At 41.1% G+C, this 24,308-nt stretch carries 19 protein-coding genes and 1 CRISPR repeat array; of the genes, 13 read left to right on the top strand and 6 right to left on the bottom strand.

Annotated features, from left to right (window positions below):
- Positions 1-116: 116 nt before the first annotated feature.
- The 5 genes from HWQ37_RS14530 to cas2 all read left to right on the top strand — a co-directional run bounded on the left by HWQ37_RS14530 (position 117) and on the right by cas2 (position 3,683).
- The gene (locus tag HWQ37_RS14530; RefSeq protein WP_292748307.1) at positions 117-737 is read left to right on the top strand and encodes a 2OG-Fe(II) oxygenase; all 621 of its coding nucleotides are present in this window, start codon (positions 117-119) and stop codon (positions 735-737) included.
- Positions 727-1,572, top strand: coding sequence for a CRISPR-associated endoribonuclease Cas6 (gene cas6 / locus HWQ37_RS14525; protein ID WP_292748306.1), 846 nt, complete (start codon positions 727-729; stop codon positions 1,570-1,572). Before HWQ37_RS14530 ends, cas6 begins: the two co-directional genes overlap by 11 nt.
- A 31-nt stretch (positions 1,573-1,603) precedes the next feature.
- Positions 1,604-2,197 (top strand): CRISPR-associated protein Cas4, encoded by a 594-nt coding sequence (cas4, locus tag HWQ37_RS14520; protein ID WP_292748305.1) that lies wholly within the window; start codon positions 1,604-1,606, stop codon positions 2,195-2,197.
- Between the two features lie 163 nt (positions 2,198-2,360).
- Positions 2,361-3,365: a type I-D CRISPR-associated endonuclease Cas1d gene (cas1d, locus tag HWQ37_RS14515; protein WP_292748304.1), complete on the top strand. Its 1,005-nt coding sequence runs from the start codon at positions 2,361-2,363 to the stop codon at positions 3,363-3,365.
- 30 nt (positions 3,366-3,395) lie between these two features.
- On the top strand, positions 3,396-3,683 hold the full coding sequence (gene cas2, locus HWQ37_RS14510) for a CRISPR-associated endonuclease Cas2 (protein ID WP_069070563.1): 288 nt from the start codon (positions 3,396-3,398) through the stop codon (positions 3,681-3,683).
- A 268-nt stretch (positions 3,684-3,951) separates the two neighbouring features.
- Positions 3,952-4,714: direct repeats of the CRISPR family, unit length 37 nt; unit sequence ATTGCAATTCATCAAAATCCCTATTAGGGATTGAAAC.
- Positions 4,715-4,765: 51 nt separating this feature from the next.
- Here cas2 and nifH read toward each other — a convergent pair.
- Positions 4,766-5,659, bottom strand: coding sequence for a nitrogenase iron protein (gene nifH / locus HWQ37_RS14505; protein ID WP_292748300.1), 894 nt, complete (start codon positions 5,657-5,659; stop codon positions 4,766-4,768).
- A gap of 1,593 nt (positions 5,660-7,252) precedes the next feature.
- Positions 7,253-8,314: a ribosome small subunit-dependent GTPase A gene (rsgA, locus tag HWQ37_RS14500; RefSeq protein WP_292748299.1), complete on the bottom strand. Its 1,062-nt coding sequence runs from the start codon at positions 8,312-8,314 to the stop codon at positions 7,253-7,255.
- Between the two features lie 483 nt (positions 8,315-8,797).
- Here rsgA and HWQ37_RS14495 point away from each other — a divergent pair, with 483 nt between their 5' ends.
- Together HWQ37_RS14495 and HWQ37_RS14490 are read left to right on the top strand one after the other, a co-directional pair.
- Positions 8,798-11,227, top strand: coding sequence for a glycoside hydrolase family 31 protein (locus tag HWQ37_RS14495; RefSeq protein ID WP_292748298.1), 2,430 nt, complete (start codon positions 8,798-8,800; stop codon positions 11,225-11,227).
- Between the two features lie 339 nt (positions 11,228-11,566).
- On the top strand, positions 11,567-15,484 hold the full coding sequence (locus HWQ37_RS14490; RefSeq protein WP_292748296.1) for a PAS domain S-box protein: 3,918 nt from the start codon (positions 11,567-11,569) through the stop codon (positions 15,482-15,484).
- A gap of 76 nt (positions 15,485-15,560) precedes the next feature.
- On the opposite strand, the gene HWQ37_RS14485 is transcribed toward HWQ37_RS14490, so the two are convergent.
- Positions 15,561-16,043, bottom strand: a complete 483-nt coding sequence (locus HWQ37_RS14485) for a DUF4168 domain-containing protein (protein ID WP_292748295.1) — start codon at positions 16,041-16,043, stop codon at positions 15,561-15,563.
- Positions 16,044-16,152: 109 nt separating this feature from the next.
- On the bottom strand, positions 16,153-17,142 hold the full coding sequence (holA, locus tag HWQ37_RS14480; protein ID WP_292748294.1) for a DNA polymerase III subunit delta: 990 nt from the start codon (positions 17,140-17,142) through the stop codon (positions 16,153-16,155).
- 231 nt (positions 17,143-17,373) lie between these two features.
- On the opposite strand from holA, the gene HWQ37_RS14475 reads away from it, so the two are divergent.
- Both HWQ37_RS14475 and HWQ37_RS14470 read left to right on the top strand, forming a co-directional pair.
- Complete coding sequence (locus HWQ37_RS14475) at positions 17,374-18,162, top strand: DUF1868 domain-containing protein (RefSeq protein ID WP_292748292.1); 789 nt, start codon at positions 17,374-17,376, stop codon at positions 18,160-18,162.
- Between the two features lie 296 nt (positions 18,163-18,458).
- On the top strand, positions 18,459-18,704 hold the full coding sequence (locus HWQ37_RS14470) for a hypothetical protein (protein WP_292748290.1): 246 nt from the start codon (positions 18,459-18,461) through the stop codon (positions 18,702-18,704).
- A gap of 36 nt (positions 18,705-18,740) precedes the next feature.
- On the opposite strand, the gene HWQ37_RS14465 is transcribed toward HWQ37_RS14470, so the two are convergent.
- Both HWQ37_RS14465 and HWQ37_RS14460 read right to left on the bottom strand, forming a co-directional pair.
- On the bottom strand, positions 18,741-19,526 hold the full coding sequence (locus tag HWQ37_RS14465) for an RDD family protein (RefSeq protein ID WP_292748288.1): 786 nt from the start codon (positions 19,524-19,526) through the stop codon (positions 18,741-18,743).
- A 45-nt stretch (positions 19,527-19,571) separates the two neighbouring features.
- A complete protein-coding gene (locus HWQ37_RS14460) occupies positions 19,572-20,417 on the bottom strand; it encodes a hypothetical protein (RefSeq protein ID WP_292748286.1) in 846 nt (281 codons plus the stop codon).
- A gap of 80 nt (positions 20,418-20,497) precedes the next feature.
- Here HWQ37_RS14460 and HWQ37_RS14455 point away from each other — a divergent pair, with 80 nt between their 5' ends.
- The 4 genes from HWQ37_RS14455 (at position 20,498) to pstS (ending at position 23,954) form a co-directional block, all read left to right on the top strand.
- A complete protein-coding gene (locus HWQ37_RS14455; RefSeq protein ID WP_292748284.1) occupies positions 20,498-21,451 on the top strand; it encodes a stage II sporulation protein M in 954 nt (317 codons plus the stop codon).
- A 30-nt stretch (positions 21,452-21,481) separates the two neighbouring features.
- A complete protein-coding gene (locus tag HWQ37_RS14450) occupies positions 21,482-21,823 on the top strand; it encodes a hypothetical protein (protein ID WP_292748282.1) in 342 nt (113 codons plus the stop codon).
- Between the two features lie 181 nt (positions 21,824-22,004).
- Positions 22,005-22,574, top strand: coding sequence for a Uma2 family endonuclease (locus tag HWQ37_RS14445; protein ID WP_292748281.1), 570 nt, complete (start codon positions 22,005-22,007; stop codon positions 22,572-22,574).
- A 336-nt stretch (positions 22,575-22,910) separates the two neighbouring features.
- Positions 22,911-23,954, top strand: coding sequence for a phosphate ABC transporter substrate-binding protein PstS (gene pstS, locus HWQ37_RS14440; RefSeq protein ID WP_292748280.1), 1,044 nt, complete (start codon positions 22,911-22,913; stop codon positions 23,952-23,954).
- Positions 23,955-24,308: the final 354 nt, after the last annotated feature.

Below are 24,308 nucleotides of genomic sequence, written 5' to 3'. Positions count from 1 at the left end.
TTCTCATTGGTCTTTCTTCCTACGTAGTTTTTCTCACTTAAAAGAATACTACTATGATCACTCGACAGTCTTTAAAATTTTAGATACCACATTCAGCGATCGCTCCTCTATCCCCAGTGAAACACTATCAACAACAATCCAACGCTTTCCCCAGCGATTACCTAAACAACTTGTGGGGAGAAATCCAAGCTTGTCCTTACTTTGCTATCAACAACCTCAACCGCGATTTTGTCGCTACTAAAGGATTTTCTGTGGTATTTCAGCGTTCTGGATTAGCAAAAGTAGAACAGCAGTTTCCCTACTTCAAACCTTATCTAGATTTGGCTCTCCAGTCGAGTTGTAACGCTTTTTACCTCAATCCTTTACAACTCAAAGAAGGCTCCCGCGTCGATCCGCATATCGATCGCTCCTTACGTTCCTACTCCAAAACCATTGAACCGCCTGCGGTTGTAAGTGTCCTCTATGTACGCGTACCAGCAGATATGGAAGGGGGAGAACTGGTATTGCGATCGCACAAACGCCAACTTGGGCAAATTAAGCCCCAATTCAATACTTTAGTTTATTTTCAAGGTGATTTAACCCACTCAGTTAACGCTGTCAAAACCCCAGGAAATCGCCTAAGTCTCGTTTGTGAACAGTATAGTTTGAGTGATACTGAACTCCAGGAAATCCCTGAGTTTACTGTAGAGTCAAGAATCACTCAGTCTACAACCAAAAAGAGAAAGTATGCCTCATAGTTTAGTGTTGAATTTGCTACCTCAATCGCCCATTCCACCACAGTATCTTACAGGTAGACATCTCCACGCCCTATTTTTAACCCTCGTTAGTTCTGTAGATACCACATTGGGCGATCGCTTGCACGATTCCACCGCAGATAAAGCTTTCACCCTCTCCCCCCTACAAATTAGTAATACAAACTCTCCCGTTTTGAAGAGTGGTAAAGGGGGATCTAAATTGCAATATTCACATCAACAACCCATTCCCGCCGGGACTCCTTGTTGGTGGCGCATCTCTTTATTAGATGACACTTTATTTGGCAAACTTACCCAACTCTGGCTAAATCTTAATCCCAATCGCCCTTGGCATCTTGGCCCGGCTGACTTATATATTACCAGCATTCAAGGCACACCCCAATCTATTCAACCTTGGGCAAATGCCAGTACTTATGCTCAATTATACGAAGAAGCTAACGAGCGCAATTCTTCCATCAACCTTAGCTTTTCCACTCCTACCGCCTTTCGTCAAGGACAGTATGATACTACCCTTCCTACCAGAGAATCTGTCTTTAATTCCCTACTTTCGCGGTGGAATAAATACAGTGGTATAGAATTTACTCAGATTGCGATCGAGTCAATATTTCCCTCATTTGTCAATATTCACACAGAAATATTAGCTGACTCTCGCAGCAAATTTATTGGCATTATTGGCGAAGTTAATTACAAGATTTTGGGAGAAATTGAACCGATACAAATTAAGCAACTTAACGCTTTAGCTAATTTTGCTTTGTATGCAGGAATTGGTCGCAAAACAACTATGGGAATGGGAATGACACGGCGGCTATATTCTCCATAATTCTAATAATAATTTAACAATCAACTAAGTTATGAATCAAACTGAATATATTTCCATTGCGGCATTGAATCAATATGCCTATTGTCCGCATCGCTGTTGGCGGATGTTTTGTGCAGGGGAGTTTACCGATAATCAATACACAATTGAAGGTACAACTTTACACGATCGCGTCCACACTACAGGCGATATACAGCGAGGAGAAACTTGGCAAGTGCGGGCGATTTGGCTCAAGTCAGAGCAATACAAACTCATCGGCAAATCTGATTTAATTGAAGCTGAATCTGGTCAAGTTTATCCAGTAGAATACAAACGGGGACGCAAAGGCGAATGGGATAACGATGAGTTGCAAGTTTGCGCCCAAGCCTTATGTTTAGAAGAAATGACAGGACAACCAGTTAACACTGGATATATCTATTATGCCCACTCCCATCAACGGCAATTAGTAGAGATTAATCACGAGTTGAGAAAGAGTGCAATCGCAACTATTCAATCTGTCACAAATCTCCTAGAAACAGGAGCAATGCCAAAACCAGTTTACAGCAAACGCTGCCAAGGATGCAGCCTCTATTCGCAATGTTTACCCAAAGCAACTGATAAAGTCAAAAGTTATCAAGAAGTAAATTAAATCACAACACAATTCAGATAATACCAAAACACTTGTAGGGACGGCGATTTATCGCGTCTTGAAAGACCCAATTATCTACACCATAACCCTTGCTAAACCGTCTTAAATTATAAGCGATAAATTTATTCGCTCAAACCCCAATTATTACTAGGAATCATCAAAAATGGGAACAGTTTACGTAATAGAAACCGATGCTTTTATCGGCAAACTTGACGAACGTCTTACCGTCAAAGCTGAACAAAAAATAATCTTGGATATCCCTTTAATTAAAATAGAGGGAATTGTAGTACTAGGACGGGCTACCGTTTCCCCATCAGCTGTAAGTGAACTTTTAGAACGTCACATTTGTTTAACATTTCTCACACAAAACGGACGATATTTAGGGCGTTTAGAACCAGAAGTTACCAAAAATATCTTTGTTCGTAAAGCCCAATGGCAAGCTGTGGGAGAATCACAACCAGCAATACATTTAGTTAAAGGATTTGTGCGGGGTAAATTAAAAAATTACCGCCATAGCTTACTTCGCACTCAACGAGAACATCCTGATGTTGATTTGAATAATAACATTACTCGATTGGAAAACGCGATCGCACCAATCGAAAAAACTAACAATATTGATTCCCTCAGAGGCTTAGAAGGTGCTGGTAGTGCAGCCTATTTTGGTTGCTTTCAACACCTAATCAAAACCCCAGAATTTCAATTTAAAGCCAGAAACCGCCGCCCACCAACCGATCCAGTTAACGCCCTACTTAGCCTTGGGTATTCATTACTACGCCATGATGTGCAGAGTGCTTTAAATATTGTTGGCTTCGATCCTTATCTAGGATACTTACACGTCGAGCGTTATGGTAGACCTTCCCTAGCTTTGGACTTAATGGAAGAATTTCGTCCTTTAATAGTAGATGCTGTGGTGTTGTCGCTGATTAACAAGCGATCGCTAACCCTAACTGACTTTACCACCGAACCGCTCAGTGGTGCCGTGTCTTTAACCAAAGAAGGACTACATACATTTCTTCGCGCCTACCAACAAAAAAAACTATCGAGTTTCAAACATCCAGTCATGGGAAACAAATGCACCTACCAAGAATCCTTTGAAATTCAAGCGAGGTTACTAAGTAAGTACCTCATGAACGAAATCGATAAATATCCCCCTTTAATTCTCAAGTAATTAGTCATTCTCCCCCATCTCCCTCATCCCATGTATATTGTTGTCAGTTACGACATTCCAGAAGATAAGCGTCGTACAAAAATCCATTCAATTCTCAAGTCTTACGGACAATGGATGCAACTGAGTGTATTTGAGTGCGATATCACTCCTACTCAGTATGCTAAACTGCGATCGCGTTTAGCTAAATTAATAAAACCCGACACAGACAGCGTGCGCTTTTATTTTCTCTGTGGCTGTTGTCAGCGAAAAGTCGAACGTATTGGCGGAGAACAGCCACGGGACGAAACAATTTTCTTTGCTGAGTCCCCTTCTAGCTAGCTTTCTGCATCTTAAATGCGCGGAGGGATAGGTGTACAAATTTCACAGCCAAAAAAAAGTGCCTCTATCCCAACTCCAGCAAGGCTTTCAACCCATTATTTACCTAATCCTAATCCGCGCAATCTCTGAAATACCTATCAAAACAGGGTTTTAGCCTTTAAATTTTTCTGGCATTCTTGCCAAACAAATTCTCTAATGCTACTATTGCTTTTAAATCGCGCAACCGCACCTTGAAAACTAAATACAGCTTGGCTTTCAGGCTCCCGCCATTGCAATTCATCAAAATCCCTATTAGGGATTGAAACTAGGTAGTTCTTCCTTGACATATTGTGTAAGGACTATCGACATTGCAATTCATCAAAATCCCTATTAGGGATTGAAACTTGGTAGTTGACGGGGTAAATCTCAAACTCTGATATTGCAATTCATCAAAATCCCTATTAGGGATTGAAACAACATCGCACCCATAGGAACAAGCGCGACACTAAGATTGCAATTCATCAAAATCCCTATTAGGGATTGAAACCCGCTTTGCCATCTTTTTATTGCTATCCTGTACCTCAGATTGCAATTCATCAAAATCCCTATTAGGGATTGAAACATTTGGGCTGTTGGCTCTCCTCCTATTTTTCATCAATTGCAATTCATCAAAATCCCTATTAGGGATTGAAACTTTCTATTAAATTCTCATTCCTGGCAAGATTTCATTGCAATTCATCAAAATCCCTATTAGGGATTGAAACTTAAGGTTACACTCCGTTATCCGGCTTAACCTTCAATTGCAATTCATCAAAATCCCTATTAGGGATTGAAACAGACATTTATTTAGCCTCTAGTGGGAAGTTCAAATTGCAATTCATCAAAATCCCTATTAGGGATTGAAACGGATGATCTGGAACACTACATAATAGCCAAAGATATTGCAATTCATCAAAATCCCTATTAGGGATTGAAACGATAGGTAAAATCAAACATCCGATTTAGAGGTGAGTTGATTGCAATTCATCAAAATCCCTATTAGGGATTGAAACGTAAAAAAAAGGTGGGCTGCTTGCCCACCCTAAACCATTATTTAATTGGTGTTACTTTACTGGTGCTTCAGTAGCAGTTTTGCCAACTAGCATTGCAGCATTTTCCTCGCTTTCAAGGATACCGAATTCAATCAACAAATCTTCTAACTCTTCCATCTCAATTGGGGTGGGAACAGTGAGATTCCTGTTGTCAATAATCTTAGTAGCCAATGTCCGATATTCGTTACTTTGATTGCTGTCAGGTGCATATTCGTTAACAGTCATCCGGCGCAATTCTGCGTGTTGAACAATGTTGTCACGAGGTACATAGTGAATCATTTGGGTGTTCAAACGTTTTGCCAAGGTTTCGATTAAATCGATTTCCCGGTCAACGTTACGGCTATTACAAATCAAACCACCCAAGCGCACACCGCCTGTGTGAGCATATTTGAGAACACCACGAGCAATGTTGTTAGCTGCATACATCGCCATCATTTCACCAGATGTAACGATGTAGATTTCTTGTGCCTTACCTTCGCGGATAGGCATAGCGAAACCACCGCACACAACGTCACCCAAAACGTCGTAACTTACAAAATCAACATCTTTGTAAGCACCGTTTTCTTCCAAGAAGTTGATAGCGGTGATAATACCACGACCAGCGCAACCCACACCAGGTTCAGGACCACCAGACTCCACACAACGTACATCGCGGAAACCGGTCAGCATTACTTCTTCGAGTTCAATATCTTCTACAGCGCCACGTTCAGCAGCCAATTGCAGAACGCTTGTTTGAGCTTTACTGTGTAGCATCAAACGGGTAGAGTCAGCTTTAGGGTCGCAACCAACAATCAGAATGCGTTGACCCATTTCAGCCATTGCTGCTAGGGTATTTTGAGAAGTGGTAGATTTACCAATACCGCCTTTACCATAGAAAGCTATTTGTCTAATCTTTTGCTCAGTCATGGTTGTGTTTTCCTACAATGATTTAGTTGATGAGTCGGAAGCTTGATGTGAGATATTCACCCTTGGTGCTGTAGGGAAGTAGAGCCTGTTGGCGTAGACGCATAGCGACTTGTCGCTAGACATCGCACCCTGGCAAAAACAGTTAAAATCAGAACATATTTACCCACGAAGCGTAGACGCAGAGCGGCTTGTCGTCAGACATGGCTTAAGAGATAGAGAAATCTAATCTCCTCATAACGAAGCCTTTTAAACCATGACTTCAGCATTATCATTTGTTGTAACCAATTCCAAATGGTTGCTCAAGCCTCAAGAGTGGTTGCAGCAGGAATTCAAATGAACGCAGATTTGTTCCTTGAACCACACAACCAACCAAATTGCAATCCACTCTTAAATGGTTGCTACAACTTTTCTGATTTTGCTGATGTCAAGTCGCCAAGAAAATCTATAGTGCTTCTCGTTTCGTGATTGATGCAGCAGAATAAAATCCAGCCTAAAAGTGGTAGCCACCAGTGCAGTAATATAATACCTACACAGGCAAACCCTGATACTTTGGCTTAGATAATATCTTGATGACTTTTGACAGTATGGTTAAATTCCTCGAAATTATGGAACGACACCATTCTGCTTGAAGTTTTCGTTCCAAAAGTCAGCAACTGCTTCAACTTAGTTTGCGGTTGAAAATGTTTACTCCCGCAAGACTAAGTTAGTAAATATTCTGTATTTCTATTGAATTGTCAGGCTGTACTAAGAGTCTTTCTTCCCAGACTCCAAGAGTAATTGCCTTTAGCGAGTAATGCTCTAGCTAGGTTAGCCAACTCTTATTGGCTTATACCCAGATAAATTTTGATTGACTTCAAGTTGTTACAAAGGCTACTATCCTACTCAATCTAGTTTTAGATTTTCGTTAAAAAAAGATGTAGCTAATTGAAGGGGACTTACCAGAGCAAAAAAACTTTATTGAGCTTGCCTCAAACTTGTCTTGAAGTCTTTTTGTGTTTTCACTTGTTTGATTCCTATAAAAACCATAACATACATCTCACTGATTAATTTGCAGAATCTCAAATTAATTATCTATTTAATAGAAGATTATTCTTACAACCTTTGATAGATATGACTTATGCGCTCATAATTTGCTAGCTGATGAAATTATTTATCATAACTAATATGTGCAATCAGATACTTTTAGATATTTTATAAAAGTATTCAAAACTAACCTTTTGCAACGAAAACTGAATTTCTTATTTGTGCAGTCCAAAAAAATCACAATACACAATGAAGGAGTTTGATATGAGAGGCTGTTTGAAAAATAGTTGGCTGTGATTTTAGGCACTTATTGATCCCCTTAAAAAGAGGGGCAAAACCTTTCAAAGTCCCCCTTTTTAAGGGGGATTTAGGGGGATCTATGTCAAAAAAGAGGAGGCGGAGCCTCTGGGAACCAGTTGGGGCAAGGGTTGTATCTTAACTTAGTGCCATTGGACATAAAGAGTTGGTTTTTACTTCCTTTTTCCTGCCTCAAGACCCGTAGCTTTGTACTTCATGTAAAAGAAAATTGCTGTATCAAAGTTTGTGTGAAAAGGCATGACACCTGTGCAATTAGCGCTTGTGATGATTTCGCATGGATTTATGAATCTTCTTCCATCGTTCTTTCTCAGCTAATTGCGCCCTCTGGTCTTGTTTGCGGGTAAGGTAGTCGAGTTCTTTTTGCAACTTTTGATAGCTAATAAACCTGGAATAATCAAGTTCTCCCTCAGCCAAAGCCAGCTGCACTACACAACCAGGTTCCCTATTGTGCTGACAATTGCGAAAATGGCATTCTTGCGCCAAGGTTTCGATATCTGCAAAAGTTTCTTGCAAACCTTCATCACCTGCCCAAATTTGGATTTCCCGCATTCCTGGAGTATCAATAATTAATCCGCCAGTAGAGAGCAAAATCAATTCACGATGAGTTGTCGTGTGTCTACCTCGGTCATCACCTTGCCGTACTGGTTGCACAACTTGCAAAGATGTGCCTTGCAGTTGGTTAGTGATGGTGGATTTACCAACACCAGAAGACCCTAACAAAGCAACTGTCTGTCCTGGTTGTAAGTAAGGTTTTAAGTCATCCAAACCTTGATGATTGGTGGCACTTAAAACCGCAATTGGTACACCCAAAGCAACTGCCTCTACTTGGATTAAATACTCTTCTAGAGAATTGCACAAATCTGCTTTGTTTAACACAATTACCGGATTTGCACCACTTTCCCAAGCCAGAATGAGATAACGCTCAACTCTTCTTGGGTTAAAATCGCCATCCAATCCTGAGACTAAGAAGACTGTATCAATATTCGCTGCCACAATTTGTTCTTCTGTTTTACTACCAACCGTCTTGCGAGAAAATTTGCTTTTCCTGGGTAAAATCTCGTTGATAGTGGCTCGTCCTTCTGATTCTCTGACAGTAATCACAACCCAATCTCCCACCGCAGGAAAATCTTGTGCTTTAGAAGCTCGATGTCGCAATTTACCTGAAACTTCTGCTGAAAGTTCCCCCTGTTCAGTATAGAGGGTGTAAGTATTTCTGTATTCAATGGCAACCCTACCAACGCTAAATCCTTGTAAGCAATAGGGTTCAAAGCTGCGAGCAAAAAAGTCACTCCAGCCTAAATAATCCAAATTCATTGATGTTTCCTCGATTTGTGCGACTTGTTTTGCACAAGGTTGCACAGAGGACGACACTTCTTTCTATGCAGGGGAATTCCCCGCACCAGAATGTCTGTGAATTCTAGTTTTCATTCCTGTAAAAAAGAGGACTGAACAGAATCTCTGCGCCTTGTGTCCTTTGAATTGGGATGGTCAAAGTAACTCGGACTGCTAGCAACTCAGTCATAGTTCGTCCTCCTTATGTACTACACTAAATAATCTACATTACTACATTAGCCTATTCCAGAAAATTCGTTTAAATTATCCGATTTGAACCCTGATGTAGAGACGCGATTTATCGCGTCTTGCAATACCAATGCACAAGTTTGTACATTATAAAAACAATTTTGGTAAAAAATATCTGCTCATCTTTCACCCAACCTCTAGCAAAAGAAAGAGTTTCAGGCTGAGTATCTCTGTAATCATGAATGCGGACAAGTATTAACCTGCTTAATAACTGATATGCCGCAATATTTCGGAAAACTACCCACTACAAATCAACCTTGGACAATACTTAGCAATGTAAAAGCTGTCAGATGGGAAAATAATATTATCAATTTTGACTGTGGCGACTCACGCTTTACTATCAGCGTCCTTGCGCCCAATTTAATCCGCGTGCGTTTCGCACCAACTGGGGAATTTATGCCTCGCCGCTCTTGGGCAGTGACGCTGGATGATGCAGAATGGGCAATAATACCTTTTACGGTGCGGGAAACTGAAGCAACTGTCGAAATTGAAACAGCACAGATTCGTGTGTGTGTCGAGCGAGAAAAGTGTCGCATTGCCTGTTTTGATAAAGCTAATCGCCCCTTTGCTGAAGATGCAGAGATGGGTATGGGTTGGCGGATGGGTGCAGTTGCAGGGTGGAAACAAATTGCAGCCGATGAACATTTCTATGGCTTTGGTGAACGCACAGGTTTTCTAGATAAACTCAGTGAAGTGAAAACCAACTGGACGACGGATGCTCTAGATTATGATTCACTCACTGATGAAATGTACCAGGCGATTCCATTTTTGATGGCTTTGCGCCCAGAGTTAGGCTATGGCATCTTTTTTAACACCACTTTTTGGAGTCAGTTCGATATCGGTGCTGAACAACCAGGTATTTGGAAAATGGAAACTCGTGGTGATGAATTGGATTATTACATTATCTACGGTCCCGAACCTGCCCAAATCTTGGAGACTTACACTCAGCTAACTGGGAGAATGCCATTACCGCCGAAATGGGCGCTTGGTTATCACCAATGTCGCTGGAGTTACGAATCAGAAACCGTTGTGCGGGAACTAGCAAAGGAATTTCGTCAGCGCCGCATTCCCTGCGATGTTATTCACTTGGATATTGACTATATGCGGGGTTATCGAGTATTTACTTGGAGTCCTCAACGCTTTCCCAATGCGGCAAAACTTATTAGTGATTTAGCACAGGATGGTTTCAAAACAGTGACAATTATCGATCCTGGTGTGAAGTATGAACCAGAAGGTAATTATCATGTTTTTGACCAAGGATTAGAAAACGACTATTTTGTGCGTAAAGCTGATGGTGCGTTGTTCCACGGCTACGTTTGGCCTGAGAAAGCTGTTTTTCCTGATTTTTTGCGTCCTGATGTATGTAACTGGTGGGCTGATTTACACAAAAGCCTAACTGATATTGGTGTGGCAGGAATTTGGAATGATATGAATGAACCTGCTATAAACGATCGCCCTTTCGGTGATGATGGTGAAAAGATTTGGTTTCCTCTAGATGCACCACAGGGGGGAGAGAATTCAAAATTCAAAATTCAAAATGACGCGACGCTCGAATACTCGCTACCGCTACGCTATCGCGGACTCGCTAACGCTGCGCTAACAAAATTAGGAATTGATGTGACTCATACGGAAGTACATAATTTGTATGGGTTGATGATGGCTAAAGCTTGCTGTGAAGGGTTACGGCGGCATCGAAGTTCAGAGCGATCTTTTGTGTTGACGCGATCGGGTTATGCTGGTGTGCAACGTTGGTCTTCTGTGTGGATGGGGGATAATCAATCGTTGTGGGAGCATTTAGAAATGTCTCTGCCGATGCTTTGCAATATGGGACTTTCGGGTGTGGCTTTTGTGGGTTGCGATATTGGCGGGTTTGCTGGTAACGCCACTGCTGAATTATTTGCTCGGTGGATGCAGGTAGGAATGCTCTACCCATTAATGCGCGGTCACTCGGCAATGTCTACTGCTCGTCATGAACCTTGGGTATTTGGCGATCGCATTGAAAATATCTGTCGAGAATACATTAATCTACGTTACCAATTACTGCCCTACATTTATAGTCTTTTCTGGGAAGCAGCAACAACGGGCGCACCGATTTTAAGACCATTATTGTACCACTTCCCCAACGATCTGCAAACTTATAGCCTCTACGATCAAGTATTGCTAGGTGCATCGCTGATGGCTGCACCAATTTATCGCCCTGGAGTTGAGCATCGAGTTGTCTATTTACCCCTTGGCACTTGGTATGATTGGTGGAGTGGCGATCGCTATGAAGGCCCGATTCACATTCTTGCTCATGCACCACTAGAAAGAATGCCTCTATATGTTCGTAGCGGTGCGATCGTTCCCATGCAACCTGTTAGCCAATACGTTGATGAATCCCCACTCGATGAGATCCGATTACGGATTTGGCCTGGTAATAATCAATATCAGCTATTTGAAGATGATGGACAAACAAGCAAGTATCAAGATAATAGCTTTTCACTAACTAATATCCGTGTATTTACTCGGTTAAACCAAACAGTAGTGGAAATTGAAGCAAGAGTTGGAGAGTGGACACCTCAACCGCGAGAAGTGATTGTAGAACTTGTTGGTGTTGGAGAGCAACGGTTTCAAGATGATGGTAAGGGACATACTCTGCAATTCTGAAATACGGACTAGTGGTCTGTCAAACCCATTTTGACGGTTGGATAGACGCGATAAATCGCCGTCTCTACAGCAAATTTGTTCTTTCAATTATTTATTGACAGACTACTAGGGATTGGGCAATTAAATTTTGGATTAAATTTCAATCTAAAATCCAAAATCCAAAATCTAAAATTCTTCTTCCCCCAATCCCCATTATCTTTAAATTATGCAAAAAAATATGCATAGAGGTAGATGAAAAACAAGTCAAGGTGTAGTCTAAAATACAAAGGAAATAAATAGTTAAATCGTAAGAAATACGTAAATTTACTACGCTAGATAGATGCGGTTAGAGAACACTGAATGTTAAACATTAACCGCTTGCGGCTGCAAGAAAGATTTAAAATCTCTACAAATGTACTTGTGGCAAGAGTCGCAAGTGCGATCGCTGTTTTTGTTGGCAGCTTGGTACTACTTGGCTGGTTTCTTGGCATTGAAGTTCTTAAGCGTGGCTTCCCTGGTAGTCCTGCCACAATGAAAGTCAACACAGCGTTGTGTTTTGTGTTGTGTGGTGTGTCGCTGTGGCTATTTTTAAAAGGGGAGCAGGGGAGTACGGGGGAAAGAACAATTCAAAATTCCAGTTCCACAGCCCCCTTGTCCGCACTCACTCTTCTAGTCTCTCAGGTTTGTATAATAGCTGTCACCACAATTGCGGCGCTTACCCTCTGTCAATATCTGTTCGGCTGGAATCTCGGCATTGATGAACTAGTATTCCGCGATTTGCGAACTAGTATAGCGACATCACATCCGGGGCGAATGGGGGTGAACACAGCAGTAAACTTTATTCTGCTCAGTGTCGCCCTACAGATTTTGATTCATCCAAAAAGCCACCGCAGTTATTGGTATGCCCAGATTATCGCTCTGATTACTACTTTAATATCCTTTCAGGCGCTCATGGGCTATGCCTACCAAGTGAAAGTTCTGTATGGATTTGCCCCTTATACAACATCAATGGCGTTACACACAGCCGTATTGTTCTTCTTACTAAGTATGGGGATTCTGTGGGTGCGGGCAGAACAGGGGTTAATGAGAGTTGTTACAAGTGATAGTTACGGCGGCTTACTTGCGCGTCGTTTATTAGTTGCTGCGATCGCAGTACCTTTTATATTAGGGTGGGTAATTGTTGCAGGGCAACGGGCAGAACGATACGATCCGGCATTTGCAATATCAGTGTTTGCGATCGTTCTGATTGTAATTTTTACTATTTTGATTTGGCAAAGTGCCAGAGTTATTGAACGCCTTAGCCATCAACGCGACCTCGCCCAAGAAGCACTGAGAACCTACCAAGCTAAACTAGGAAGTTTTGTAGATGCTAATGTCATTGGCATTCTGTTTAGCGATGTGTATGGCGGTATCCAGCAAGCAAACGACGAATTTCTGAGGATGATTGGTTACACCCAAGAGGATTTGTTAGCAGGTAAATTAAGTTGGAGCAATATCACACCACCAGAGTATCTATACTTGGATGAGCGAGGTGTTGCCGAAGCCCAAGCAAACAGCAACGCTGCTTGTACACCCTACGAGAAAGAATATATCTGTAAGGATGGTAGCCGCATCCCAGTTTTAGTTGGTTACGTGCTGCTAGGAGAAAATCGGGAAGAGTCAGTAGCGTTTATCCTCGACTTGAGCGAACGCAAGCAAGCAGAAGCAGAGCAACAAAAATTAGTATCGCTGGTAGAAAATAGCTCTGACTTTATCAGTGTTGCCACCCTTGAGGGTCAATTACTCTATATAAATGATGCAGGTCAAAAGCTGGTAGGGTTTACCAACCTTAATGAAGTGAGGCAAAAAGCAGTATTAGATTACTTCATGCCCAAAGACAAAGCCTATTTTCAAGAATATATACTGCCAATTGTACTATCAGAAGGGCGCTGGCAAGGAGAATTCTGCTTTTGCCACCTGCAAACAGGTCAACCGATACCAGTTGATTACAACATCTTTACTGTTACAGATAACAACACAGGTCAGCCAATTGCCTTAGCAACTGTGACTCGTGACATCAGCGAGCAAAAGCAGGCCAAGGAACAAATATTACAACTAAACAGGGATCTACAACGCCGCATTACTGAATTACAAACTTTGTTGGAGGTAATTCCCATTGGAATTGGCATTGCCGAAGATCCAGAATGCCAAAATATCAAGGTTAACCCTTCTTTTGCCAAGCAGTTGGGGATATCTTTAGATACAAATGCCTCCCTCAACGCTCCCTTGGATGAAAGACCGACAAGCTTTAAAATTTACCGCGAGGGAAGGGAACTTTCAAATGAAGAACTCCCAATGCAGTATTCTGCTGCTCATGGTGTGGAAGTTCTGAATTCTGAGATCGATGTGGTACATGAAAATGGCAAAATCGTCAAGCTTTTGTACTACGTTGCACCCCTATTCGACGAAGAGGGTAAAAGCAGAGGAAGCGTTGGTGCATTTTTAGATATTACGGAGCGGAAACAGGCAGAGGAAGTACTCTTAAATCAGCAAAAATGGCTAGAGGATGTGTTAAATCTGATGCCAAGACCGTTGCTGTTTATTGAACCCGGAACGGCGCGGGTAACTTTTGCCAATCGCTCTGCTGATGAATTAGCTGGGGGTGAATTTCCCAAAGGTGTACCAGCCTCAGAGTATCACACAGTTTACCACTATACAGATGCGGCTGGCGATCGCATTCCCAATGAGCTGATGCCAGGAGTGCGGGTTGCCCTTGGCGAACGTCTGAATGGATTAGAGGTAGACTGGCATACTCCTGCTGGTATGCGTTCTCTACTAGTATTTGCTGATACCTTGCCAGCAATACACGGTCATCCGGCTACCTGTATTTTGGTGTTCCAAGAAATTAGCAACCTCAAGGCTGCTCAAAAAGCCCTCTCGTTAGGTTACAAAAGGCTAAAGCTACTATTTGACACAGCCAGCGATTTACTATTGAGTCAGCAACCAGTAGTACTAATCGATAGCGTTTACCAAAAACTAAGAGACCAAATTGGTTTAGATATTTACTTTAACTATTTGGTTGAGGATAACTCTCAGGTAATGCGCCTAGAGTCTTACAGTGGCATTTCTCCAGAACTGGCAAACCAAATCGAATTCTTAAGATTTGGTGAAGCAATTTGTGGCACTGTAGCCCAGAAGCTTTCTGCAACCGCTCTAGAGAATGTGCAGCAATCAACTGACCCGGAAACAGAATTAATTCGCTCTTTAGGTATTACTGCTTATTATGCATCTCCATTAATCGCCCAAGGACGGCTATTGGGAACTCTTTCTTTTGGCAGCCGCACTCTGTTAAGCTTCACCGACAATCAAAAAGGGATGATGCAAGCAGTATGCGACCAAATAGCGATCGCAATGGAACGGGCTAGTTTAATTGCTTCTTTGCAACAACAAACTGAGCAGTTGCAAGAAGCCAACCGGATGAAGGATGAGTTTCTAGGGATATTATCTCACGAATTGCGATCGCCCCTCAATGCCATCCTTGGTTGGGCGCAATTACTGCAACGCAGCAAGCTCAGTGATACCCAAATGGCTAGGGCGACAGAGACAATTGAGCGCAACGCCAAAGCGCAAGCCCAGCTAATTGAAGACTTGCTAGATATATCCCGAATGATTAGAGGTAAGTTACGCCTCGATGTCGGTATTTGTAATTTGGTTCCCATAATTGAGTCAGCCATCGAGACTGTTAGTTTAGCCGCCCAGTCCAAAGAAATCGATTTGATATTTTCTCTAATTCCCTTAAAAGAAACGCCAAATTCCGATTGGCGATTAGGAGTTAATTGCCAAAATCTAGAATTTTCAGCAGCACAATCGCAAACCAAGCTGGGTGAAAATTCTCAATTCTTAGTTTCCGGGGATTTGGAGCGCTTACAACAAATCATCTGGAATCTGCTATCCAATGCCATCAAATTTACACCCGTCGGCGGAAGGGTAGAGGTACAATTGTCAGTGGTTAGCGGACAAGGAAAACAACAGACAACGGATAAATATGCCCAAATTCAGGTGATTGATACAGGCATTGGTATCAGTTCTAATTTTCTTCCTTACGTTTTCGATCGCTTTCGTCAAGCTGATAGTTCTAACACTAGAATCTATGGTGGATTAGGACTAGGATTAGCGATCGTCCGTCATTTAGTAGAATTACATGGTGGTACTGTCTACGCATATAGCCCAGGTAAAGAAGAAGGAGCGACATTTACCGTCAAACTACCGCTTCTAAAAAGTACCCCTCTGCGTCCTTGATTTTTTTAGAAATAAAATATGATTCCTGTAGTAATTAACTACTTACTACGTGCTTAGACTTAAGTAGCCCTTCTAATTACCGAGGTTCAGCAGGTTGTTGCAGACGTAATAGAGTATTGTAAACCTGCTTTTTTAAGATAGTATTACTTTGTAATTCCATAGTAATTTTGTTGAACTGTTCAAATTTCAAACCATTATCTTCAACAATTTTTTGAGCGTGGGTACAATAGTTTACTGCAATATCTTGAGCCTTCTTGGGAAGACCATTTATGCTATTAGAATCGTTGCAAACAATCTGGGGAATTTCGCCATTGCCAATAAGTTTTTTAATTTCTTCAAAGGCATTTTGACGGGCTGGCTCCATTGCTAGCACGGCTTGAGCGTAACTGTTGATTTCAGTATTGTTAACTATTGGTGGTGGAGTTTGAGCCTCAGCTTTGGAACTCAATGAAAAACCGTTAGAAATCAAACTCACAGAAGCGATCGCACCGAAAAATAATGATTGCGAAAGGATTCGCTTTCGGCTAGTTCGGGGAAATAAATCGGAAATTTTCTTCATATAGGGTGTGACACAAAACTACATCAGGGATATTATAAGAACTTTGAATTATTTTCGGAGTTGGAAGTTCCAGGAACTGCTCAATACATTAAGCGTTGAGATTTGATTGTCAATTTCCTCGGCATACTTGACAAAGTTCGATTACTTTAGTCTGGAGTGTTGACATTTCTGATGCTCCTTGCTTCAGGCTAACTTCTAATTCCAGGAGTAGGGGTAAACAAGAGATTAACTGTTGCACAGAAAGCAGCTTGATTTCTTGCTGTAAGAAGTAGATCCGTTTGGGATTACCGATATCAGCAGCCTGAGCGATCGCCTGTTGATTCCGTTCCCCACTTTCTATCATAATCTTGACCCACAGCCAGGTGCGAAATTGTCCAATCAGTGTCGCAACTATCCGTAATCCCGGCTCGGAAGCATTGCTCAAATCTGCCAGTGTTGTCAAAGCTTTAGCTGGATCTCCTGTTCTGATTGCTGCTGCTAATTGTAAGCTATTTTGAGTAGTATTTCTTACTAACTTTGTAACAGTATCTGTATCTAAAGGCTTATTGCTACCTTGGGCATATAGCCGTAATTTCTCTAACTCATTATAGAGTAGTCGTGTATCATTGCCTACAGATTCTGCCAATAAGTGGGCAGTATTGGCAGTCAGTTTCACGCCCACCGTCTGGGCTGCTTGATTAACAGATTGCACCAGTAATTCTGTTTTCCAAGGGGGAATGAGGGGAAATTCTCGGAATTCGGTAGCAACCTGTTTTAACAATTTCGTAGATTTGAGGCGTTCATCTGGCTTGTTGCGGCTGGTGAGCAATAAAAATGAGTTTTCAGGAATCACAGATAGCGATCGCCCCAATTCTGCCAACACATTCTCAGGACAGTGCTGAAACAGCGTAGTATTTATCAGCCATACCAAACGCCCACCAGCCCCAAACGTCGGTGTCATCACCTGATTTAAGCCCTGGATAGCAGCATCAGCTTGATCTGGGGAGAATGCAGTGTAATTAAAACTTGTCCATAGAGGATCGAGAATGCGATCGCGCAAAAGTGCGATCGCCTTTTCCATTGCAAAATCATCCTCACCCCAGTAAACATAGATTGGCATAGACTTAACCTCTTAGATGGGGCATGGGGCATGGGGGAGACAAGGGAGACAAGGCAGACAAGGAGATAAATAAAACTCCTAACTCTTAACTCAGCACGGGCTAAACGCCCCGCTACCGCTAACAGCACTCCTAACGCCCATTCATAAAAAATTAAATACTTTATGAAATCATTCTCTTAATCAAGGTAATTTTCCCTAAAATCTATCAAGTGAGAGCATGAGGCTAGAAGATTGGACGACAACTATCAAACTTACTTAAATCGGTTAGCACGACTGACGCTGCCAGAAGCCTACAGATCGCAAGCCCAGCATATTCAGGAATCTTCTAAATTTCAACCACATTCTGGGTTGAGACAAGCAGCATCCTTTCCTGGCTATACGCTAATTACCCCCCCAGCAGAAGAAGAATCACAAAACTCTGCTTTCTATGCCAAATTACAGACTTACCAACAGGAAATTTTACAGTTGCCTGTAAACGGTAATTTGATTGTACCTGTACCTCCTGCTAGCTTTCATCTAACTTTAGCGGATTTAATTTGGGACAATGCTTACCTTGATGCCTACGAAAAAAATTCCAAATTTGACGAGGAGTTACACTCTTGTTTAACCGAAATGTTTCAGCAATATCAACAATTGATGACAAACGGGAGTCATCCGATTAAATGGCAAATGCTGGGGCTGATACTGATGCCAAGAGCTGTAGCCGTTTGTTTAGTACCTAAAGATGAACGCTGCTACGAAGAAATTATTAAATTTCGCCGGACAATTTATCAAAATCCCAAGTTAATTGCTTTGGGTATTGAGCAGCATTATCACTTTACAGCCCATGTTACATTAGCCTATTTCGGGGAGGTTCCATCTGACCTAGACCGCATAAGTTTCAGCACAATGCTTTCTCAATTGAATGACCAATGGCTGTTAAATTTGCCAGAATTTTTAATCGATCGTGTTGAATTGCGAAAGTTTGACAACATGACACGCTATTATCGTCAACCAGACTGGCCGATTTTAGGTTTTTAAGTAATTAGTTAGTAGTTAGTAGTTAGTAGTTTCCACTCACTGACAACTAACTACTGATTAATTAGTTATTAGTTATGTCTGCCTGAAAATAGAGAAATTTATTCAAAGCCCGTTTATTTAAAACCAACTTTTTAATTCCTAATTGTTCAAACCAAATGCAATGCGATCGCTCTTAGTGCAATACAGTTCAGTTAAGCAATTTTTTGCTTCTCTTTCCTTTCTCTTTTTGAAAGAATTGGGATATACCCAAGCGTAAAGACGCTAAAATTTACAGATGTTGACAACAGGTTAGATTGATGAGTCCGTCACTCGAAAAAATTTTAAGCGAGATTGAGCAACTGACTCCACAAGAGCAATTGACCGTAATGGGGCATTTGGTAGAACGCATAAAAAAGCATATTAACCAAGCCCAACCAAAACGCAAGTGGAGCGATTTGAAGGGTATGGCTCCCTATCCGCTATTGGGTGAGGATGCTCAGGAATGGGTTTCGCGGACTCGACAAGAAGGAGATGAGCATCGAGAACGGTTGTTACAGCAATAGCATCTGTTTGTTAATGCTCTAAAGAAAATATCCAGCCTAAAATTTCGGTTGTTGATATCCGAGATAAATTGCTTCTAAAAAAACATCAGGCGTAACAACTTCTGGCAACTTTTCTAAATTAATAATAGCTTTAACTTGTTCAGCTAATTTTAAAGATAGCGACGCTCTTGCCTTTAACGACATTGCACCACGTCGCTGTAAATACTCACGAATCACAGCAAAATCATCTGGCATCAATGGTGATAAATCGGCAATTTGTACTAACTCTTTATAAAGTCCTTTTGCCTGTTCTGAAATTATTAACGTTGCAGATGCAATCGGTGTTTGGGCTTGAATGACAATTGTACCAGCAGCCAAATCACCTAAGCGCTTTTCGCGGCTACCCAACATAATCAGAAAAGCGCCAATAAACAAAGTTTCATCAAAGGGTCGCAGTAAGGCGCGTAGCGTTGACTGTTGTAGCCCGATGAGTCTACCATCATCTCGAACTACGCGAATTTTAGCAAACCGTTTACCAGGAGTTTGCCCAAACCATAAGGTTTCAAAAAATACAAAATAGCCAATGTAAATTGCAAAGGCGATAATAAAGAAAATTGCTAACAACCAAATATCTAAACTTGGTAAATTTGTAAAAAAGTATTCAAAAAAATGTAACAGCTGCGTCGAAAAGATACTCCAGATAAGGACAAACAGAAGCAAACTTGCACCCAACACTGCATAGTCAATCAGCAGTGCCAAAGCTCGATTACCGATTCCTGCTAAAGTAAATTCCAACTCTACACTTTCTGGAGTCTGGAATGTGATGCGATTAAAAAAGCGCATATTTTAACTAATTCAAAATTAATAGAGTTGGATTAAGGTATTGAGTTAACGAAAATCTTGCGAGGGAGGTTCTCGTAATTGCAAGCCTAGACCTTCACGCCGAGTACGCAAGTCCAAGTATAAAACAGCTTTTAGTGTTTGCCAAAATGGCATGACTAAAACTCCACCGACTAAGCTTCCAATCAAAGAAATAACATATACAATCGAGTAGATAGCAGTACCAGGCTCAAGTTTGAGTAGGAATAAGCTAGGTATATAGTTTAATACAAACACTAACGGCAATGTAACGATAAAAGCAACTAAAACAATGCCTTGAATGCGAAATACTGAGGCTTTAGTTAGCTCCCAACTTCTGGCAATACTTTCGCCACCATTAATATTTTCCTCAACTGCTAAGGGCACTTCAGCTACTATCCAACGGGAGTAGAACCAGGTTAGTCCTAACAGTAAAATAATTACCATTAAAATTAATGCCAATGTGGTTGCAACTATAACACCCCCACGACCTAATATTCCTCCTAATAACGCTACCAGCAAAGCAGACAGAATACCACCTGCGATCGCTAATCCTAAATAAACTACCAGCAAAGATATACCTATCTGAAAACCAACTCTTAAAAATGACCAAAGACGTGGATTAATATGGTTGCTGGCAGTTTGAACGCCTTCAGGTTGGTAAATCAATTCTCCAAAAGCCAAGCGTGAAATTAGTCCAGAGATGGCTGCATATTTTGCCCAACCATACACAGGAACTAAAATCCACAAGTGAGCGATCGCAGCTAGATTAAGATAAGTCTTCAGATGAGAACGATACAACCGTACCGCAGCACTGACAACGTTACCGATACTCAGTGGTTGTATCTGGCCGGAAGATCCAAAGTTTTCAGACATAATGCTAAATTTCCCTTGAAATTACGGAGATGAATTTGAGGCTATCTTAAGCTAAGTTAAACTGAGTGTTCCCAAAATTCATGAATATTCAACGTTGGATTGCGCGACGAGAACCAAATTGGCAGCGTTTGGATGCCTTATTAAGGCAGATCGAAAAAAAAGGGTTAAAATCCTTACGGGCAGCAGAAATTAGAGAGTTAGCGAGTTTATATCGTTCAGTCGCGGCAGATTTGGCACGCGCCCGTACTCAGAAAATCGGTAATACTTTGATCCAAAGTTTACAATCTTTAACAACTCGTGCCTATACGCAGATTTACCAAGGTTCGCGGCGACAGGAATGGCAAGCAATCCTTGACTTTTACCGTTGGGGATTACCATCTGTAGTCCAGAAAACATTTGTATATATTGCTGCGGCAACAGCCCTGTTTTTACTAGGGGCATTAGTCGCATGCTGGTATTCTTGGCAAAACCCCAGTTTTATGTCTTTGATTGTACCTGAAGGATTGATTACCAAGGTGCAAGATGAGCATAAATTATGGATGGGTTCAATTGTCGGTGTTGAACCTCTGGCTTCTAGCGGGATCGCCATCAATAATTTGTCGGTGTCTTTTGGGGCTGTCGCCGGTGGGATGACGGCGGGAGCATACACAGCCTATTTGATGGTATTTAATGGTTTATTAATTGGTGCTGTTGGTACTTTAGTTGGTCAAAATAATCTGGCTTATCCTTTTTGGGCCTTTGTGTTTCCGCATGGTGCTTTGGAATTACCTGCGATCTTTTTTGCTGGGGGGGCGGGATTTTTGTTAGCAAGAGCAATTTTATTTCCTGGTAAATATCGCCGTGGGGATGCACTAAAATTCTATGGTTCTCAAGCGGTGCAGCTAGTATTTGGAATTGTGCCAATGTTGATTATTGCTGGTGCGATCGAAGGCTTTTTCTCTCCTAATCCTAGTGTACCTGATGCAATTAAATATCTGGCAGGAATAGGATTATTTATACTTTTAGTGGTCTATTGTAACCGCAAAAAAGCATGAAATGATTAGCAAAAAAATCATTATTACGAAGTGAAATTTATAGTTTACTGTGTACTTCAGGGTGTTTTTCTCCTCTGGCTAATATGGTGGGGAGTGTTGGCACTTCTATTACCATTCAATGAATACGAAGGGTCAAGCATTCCAATTCCAGATTGCGATACTGATGTTGAATTAGTTGCTTGGCTGAGTATGTGGGTAATATGGTTGACTACAATTATTGTGGTAGGTGTAAGTATTCATCTCAGGTTTTGGCAGCATTTGAGAACGCTATGGTTCATCAACATTATTGCTATAATTCTTTCACTTAGCAGTATTGTGAGATATCAAGAATTGATTCATTACAGTGAGCAGCTTCAGCAATATTGTCAATAACGGGACATTCTACCCTAAATAATTTAATTATGATTATTTCTACTTTTGGTGCTGTATTTTAGCTGCAATCAAACATTAAATAATTTAGATGGTGACTGATTGGCAAATTGAAAAAATATTTTAGAATAAGGTAAATACTAACTATGTAAATAGATCATCATAAATTGAAGTTAGGATAATCATGGTACAAGCATCAAATAAAATATTGACTCTAGAAGAGTTTCTCGCACTACCAGAAACTAAACCGTATTGTGAATACATCGATGGTAAAGTAATTCCAAAACCTATGCCTCAAGGAAAACATAGCACTATTCAAGGAGAACTCTGTCCCACAATCAACTCTGTTATCAAAGTCCAAAAAATGGGTTGGGCTTTTCCAGAATTGCGTTGCACTTTTGCAGGACGTTCTATAGTTCCCGATGTCGCTGTATTCTCTTGGGCAAGGCTTCCTATAGACGAGAATGGTGATATTGCCAATACATTCGCCGCAGCACCCGACTGGATAATCGAAATTCTCTCCCCCGAACAAAGCCATACAAAAGTTATAAAAAAAATCTTACACGCTCTCAATCACGGAACTCAAATGGGTTGGTTAATTGACCCTGATGAGCGATTCATTGCTGTTTATCCTGCAAGACAACAACCTTTAGCTTTTGAGGAAATTGAGTCTGTTTTACCAGTGCCAGAGTTCTGTCAGGGGTTACGGTTGACGGTAGGTGATATTTTTGGGTGGTTAAAAGTGACTCTGTAATAAATATTAATCGGATTACTTTAACATTAATGTTTTAGCTAAAGAGTAACAGAAGACATTCATCGGCATATTTTTACTAAACTAATCTATAGCAATCCTAAATTATTTGTGATAAATTAGATCCCCGACTTCTTCGGGAAGTCGGGGATCTGGACACCAATCAAATAGGATTGCGATCGCAAATCAAGTATTACTAAGTGAAAAATTTTTAAAAGTAAGATTTAAATACACCTTAATTCATTGTTAATGAATTCTTAAACGAGTTTAACCGTAAAAAATGTACCTTATTTAAGAGTGGGATTGCAGCAGTAAAATATTCCTTAAATCAGAGGTAATATGATTTTTTCGACCGCCATATTGAATCGTGTTGTTGCTACTTCAATGGTAACAACTTCTATTGCACTGAGTCCATTTTTCGGTGCGATCGCACAAGCTGAAACTCTCAATGGTGCAGGAGCAACTTTTCCGGCTCCGCTTTACGAACGCTATGCTCGTGAAGTGAAGAAGAAATATCCAGACTTGAAAATTAACTACCAAGCAATTGGTAGTGGTGGTGGTATTCGTCAAGTCATCGCTGGAACCGTTGACTTTGGTGGTAGTGATGCTGCAATGAAAGATGGTGAAATCGCTAAAGTCAAGAATGGTGTAATCTTAGTACCCACAGCCGGAGGTGCTGTTTCTGTTGTTTACAATCTTCCAGGCGTTAGCGATCTCAAATTATCCCGCACTACATTACCAGCAATTTATTCCGGTCAAATTACCAAATGGAATGACGCAAAAATTAAAGCTGATAATCCAGGTGCTAATCTACCAAATCAAACAATTAAATTTGCTGTTCGTGCCGATGGTAGCGGTACAACTTTCATTTTTACTAATCACTTGAGTGCCATCAGTGGTTATTTTAAAGGCAGAGTTGGAACTAACACTGCTCCAAAATGGAATCTGCCAAATGTCCTCAAAGGCAAAGGAAATCCAGGCGTAGCTGCTATAGTAGCTCGGACTCCTGGTTCTATTGGTTATGTAGAATATAGCTACGCTGTCCAAAACAATCTGAAATCAGCACTCGTACAAAATAAGAAAGGGGAATTTGTTGCTCCTTCTTTAGAATCTGCAAATGCAGCTTTGTCTACTGTCACTTTTCCAGACAACTACCGCGTTTTTGTAGGAGATCCAGGACAAGGTTATCCTATTGTTGGTCTTACTTGGATGATGGTTTACAAACAGTATGCTAATGCTTCCAAAGCTGATGCAATTAAGAAATGGATTAATTGGGTATTGAAAGACGGTCAACAATATAATGATGACCTTAACTACACCAAAATTCCATCTGATGTGGCAAATCGAGTGCTTCAGACAGTGAATAGCTCTGTCAAACCTTAATCTACAATCTTTAGGAATTACGCACAATAGATCCCCCAATCCCCTTAAAAAGGGAAGGGTGCTTTGAATATAGCAATCTTAAATGAGATTGTGAAAATTTTTGTTATGGTCGTCCTTGGTCATTTAGTCCTTTGTAATTACAAATAGGGAACTCCAAACAAATAAATTATCCAATATTGTGGGGTGGGCATCTTGCCCGCCATATAAGCTGGGCGGGCGAGACGCCCACCCCACAAGAATTAATTGGATATTTGTTTATTTGGAAATCCCATAACAAAGGACAAATGACTAATTACAGACTGAGTTAATAACTCGCTTTACTAGTAATAAAAAATCTATTTTATTGATTTGTAA

The organism is Nostoc sp. NMS4, assembly GCF_017115095.1.
GTDB lineage: Bacteria > Cyanobacteriota > Cyanobacteriia > Cyanobacteriales > Nostocaceae > Nostoc.
The sequence above is the reverse complement of the archived record's forward strand: the minus strand, read 5'-3'. Positions and strand labels throughout refer to the sequence as shown.

Bases quoted from the DNA above. Each gene is read 5' to 3' on its own strand.
- cas6 (WP_292748306.1), top strand. From the start codon at position 727: ATGCCTCATAGTTTAGTGTTGAATTTGCTACCTCAATCGCCCATTCCA.
- cas4 (WP_292748305.1), top strand. From the start codon at position 1,604: ATGAATCAAACTGAATATATTTCCATTGCGGCATTGAATCAATATGCC.
- cas1d (WP_292748304.1), top strand. From the start codon at position 2,361: ATGGGAACAGTTTACGTAATAGAAACCGATGCTTTTATCGGCAAACTT.
- cas2 (WP_069070563.1), top strand. From the start codon at position 3,396: ATGTATATTGTTGTCAGTTACGACATTCCAGAAGATAAGCGTCGTACA.
- nifH (WP_292748300.1), bottom strand. From the start codon at position 5,659: ATGACTGAGCAAAAGATTAGACAAATAGCTTTCTATGGTAAAGGCGGT.
- rsgA (WP_292748299.1), bottom strand. From the start codon at position 8,314: ATGAATTTGGATTATTTAGGCTGGAGTGACTTTTTTGCTCGCAGCTTT.
- HWQ37_RS14495 (WP_292748298.1), top strand. From the start codon at position 8,798: ATGCCGCAATATTTCGGAAAACTACCCACTACAAATCAACCTTGGACA.
- HWQ37_RS14490 (WP_292748296.1), top strand. From the start codon at position 11,567: ATGTTAAACATTAACCGCTTGCGGCTGCAAGAAAGATTTAAAATCTCT.
- HWQ37_RS14485 (WP_292748295.1), bottom strand. From the start codon at position 16,043: ATGAAGAAAATTTCCGATTTATTTCCCCGAACTAGCCGAAAGCGAATC.
- holA (WP_292748294.1), bottom strand. From the start codon at position 17,142: ATGCCAATCTATGTTTACTGGGGTGAGGATGATTTTGCAATGGAAAAG.
- HWQ37_RS14470 (WP_292748290.1), top strand. From the start codon at position 18,459: ATGAGTCCGTCACTCGAAAAAATTTTAAGCGAGATTGAGCAACTGACT.
- HWQ37_RS14465 (WP_292748288.1), bottom strand. From the start codon at position 19,526: ATGCGCTTTTTTAATCGCATCACATTCCAGACTCCAGAAAGTGTAGAG.
- HWQ37_RS14460 (WP_292748286.1), bottom strand. From the start codon at position 20,417: ATGTCTGAAAACTTTGGATCTTCCGGCCAGATACAACCACTGAGTATC.
- HWQ37_RS14455 (WP_292748284.1), top strand. From the start codon at position 20,498: ATGAATATTCAACGTTGGATTGCGCGACGAGAACCAAATTGGCAGCGT.
- HWQ37_RS14445 (WP_292748281.1), top strand. From the start codon at position 22,005: ATGGTACAAGCATCAAATAAAATATTGACTCTAGAAGAGTTTCTCGCA.
- pstS (WP_292748280.1), top strand. From the start codon at position 22,911: ATGATTTTTTCGACCGCCATATTGAATCGTGTTGTTGCTACTTCAATG.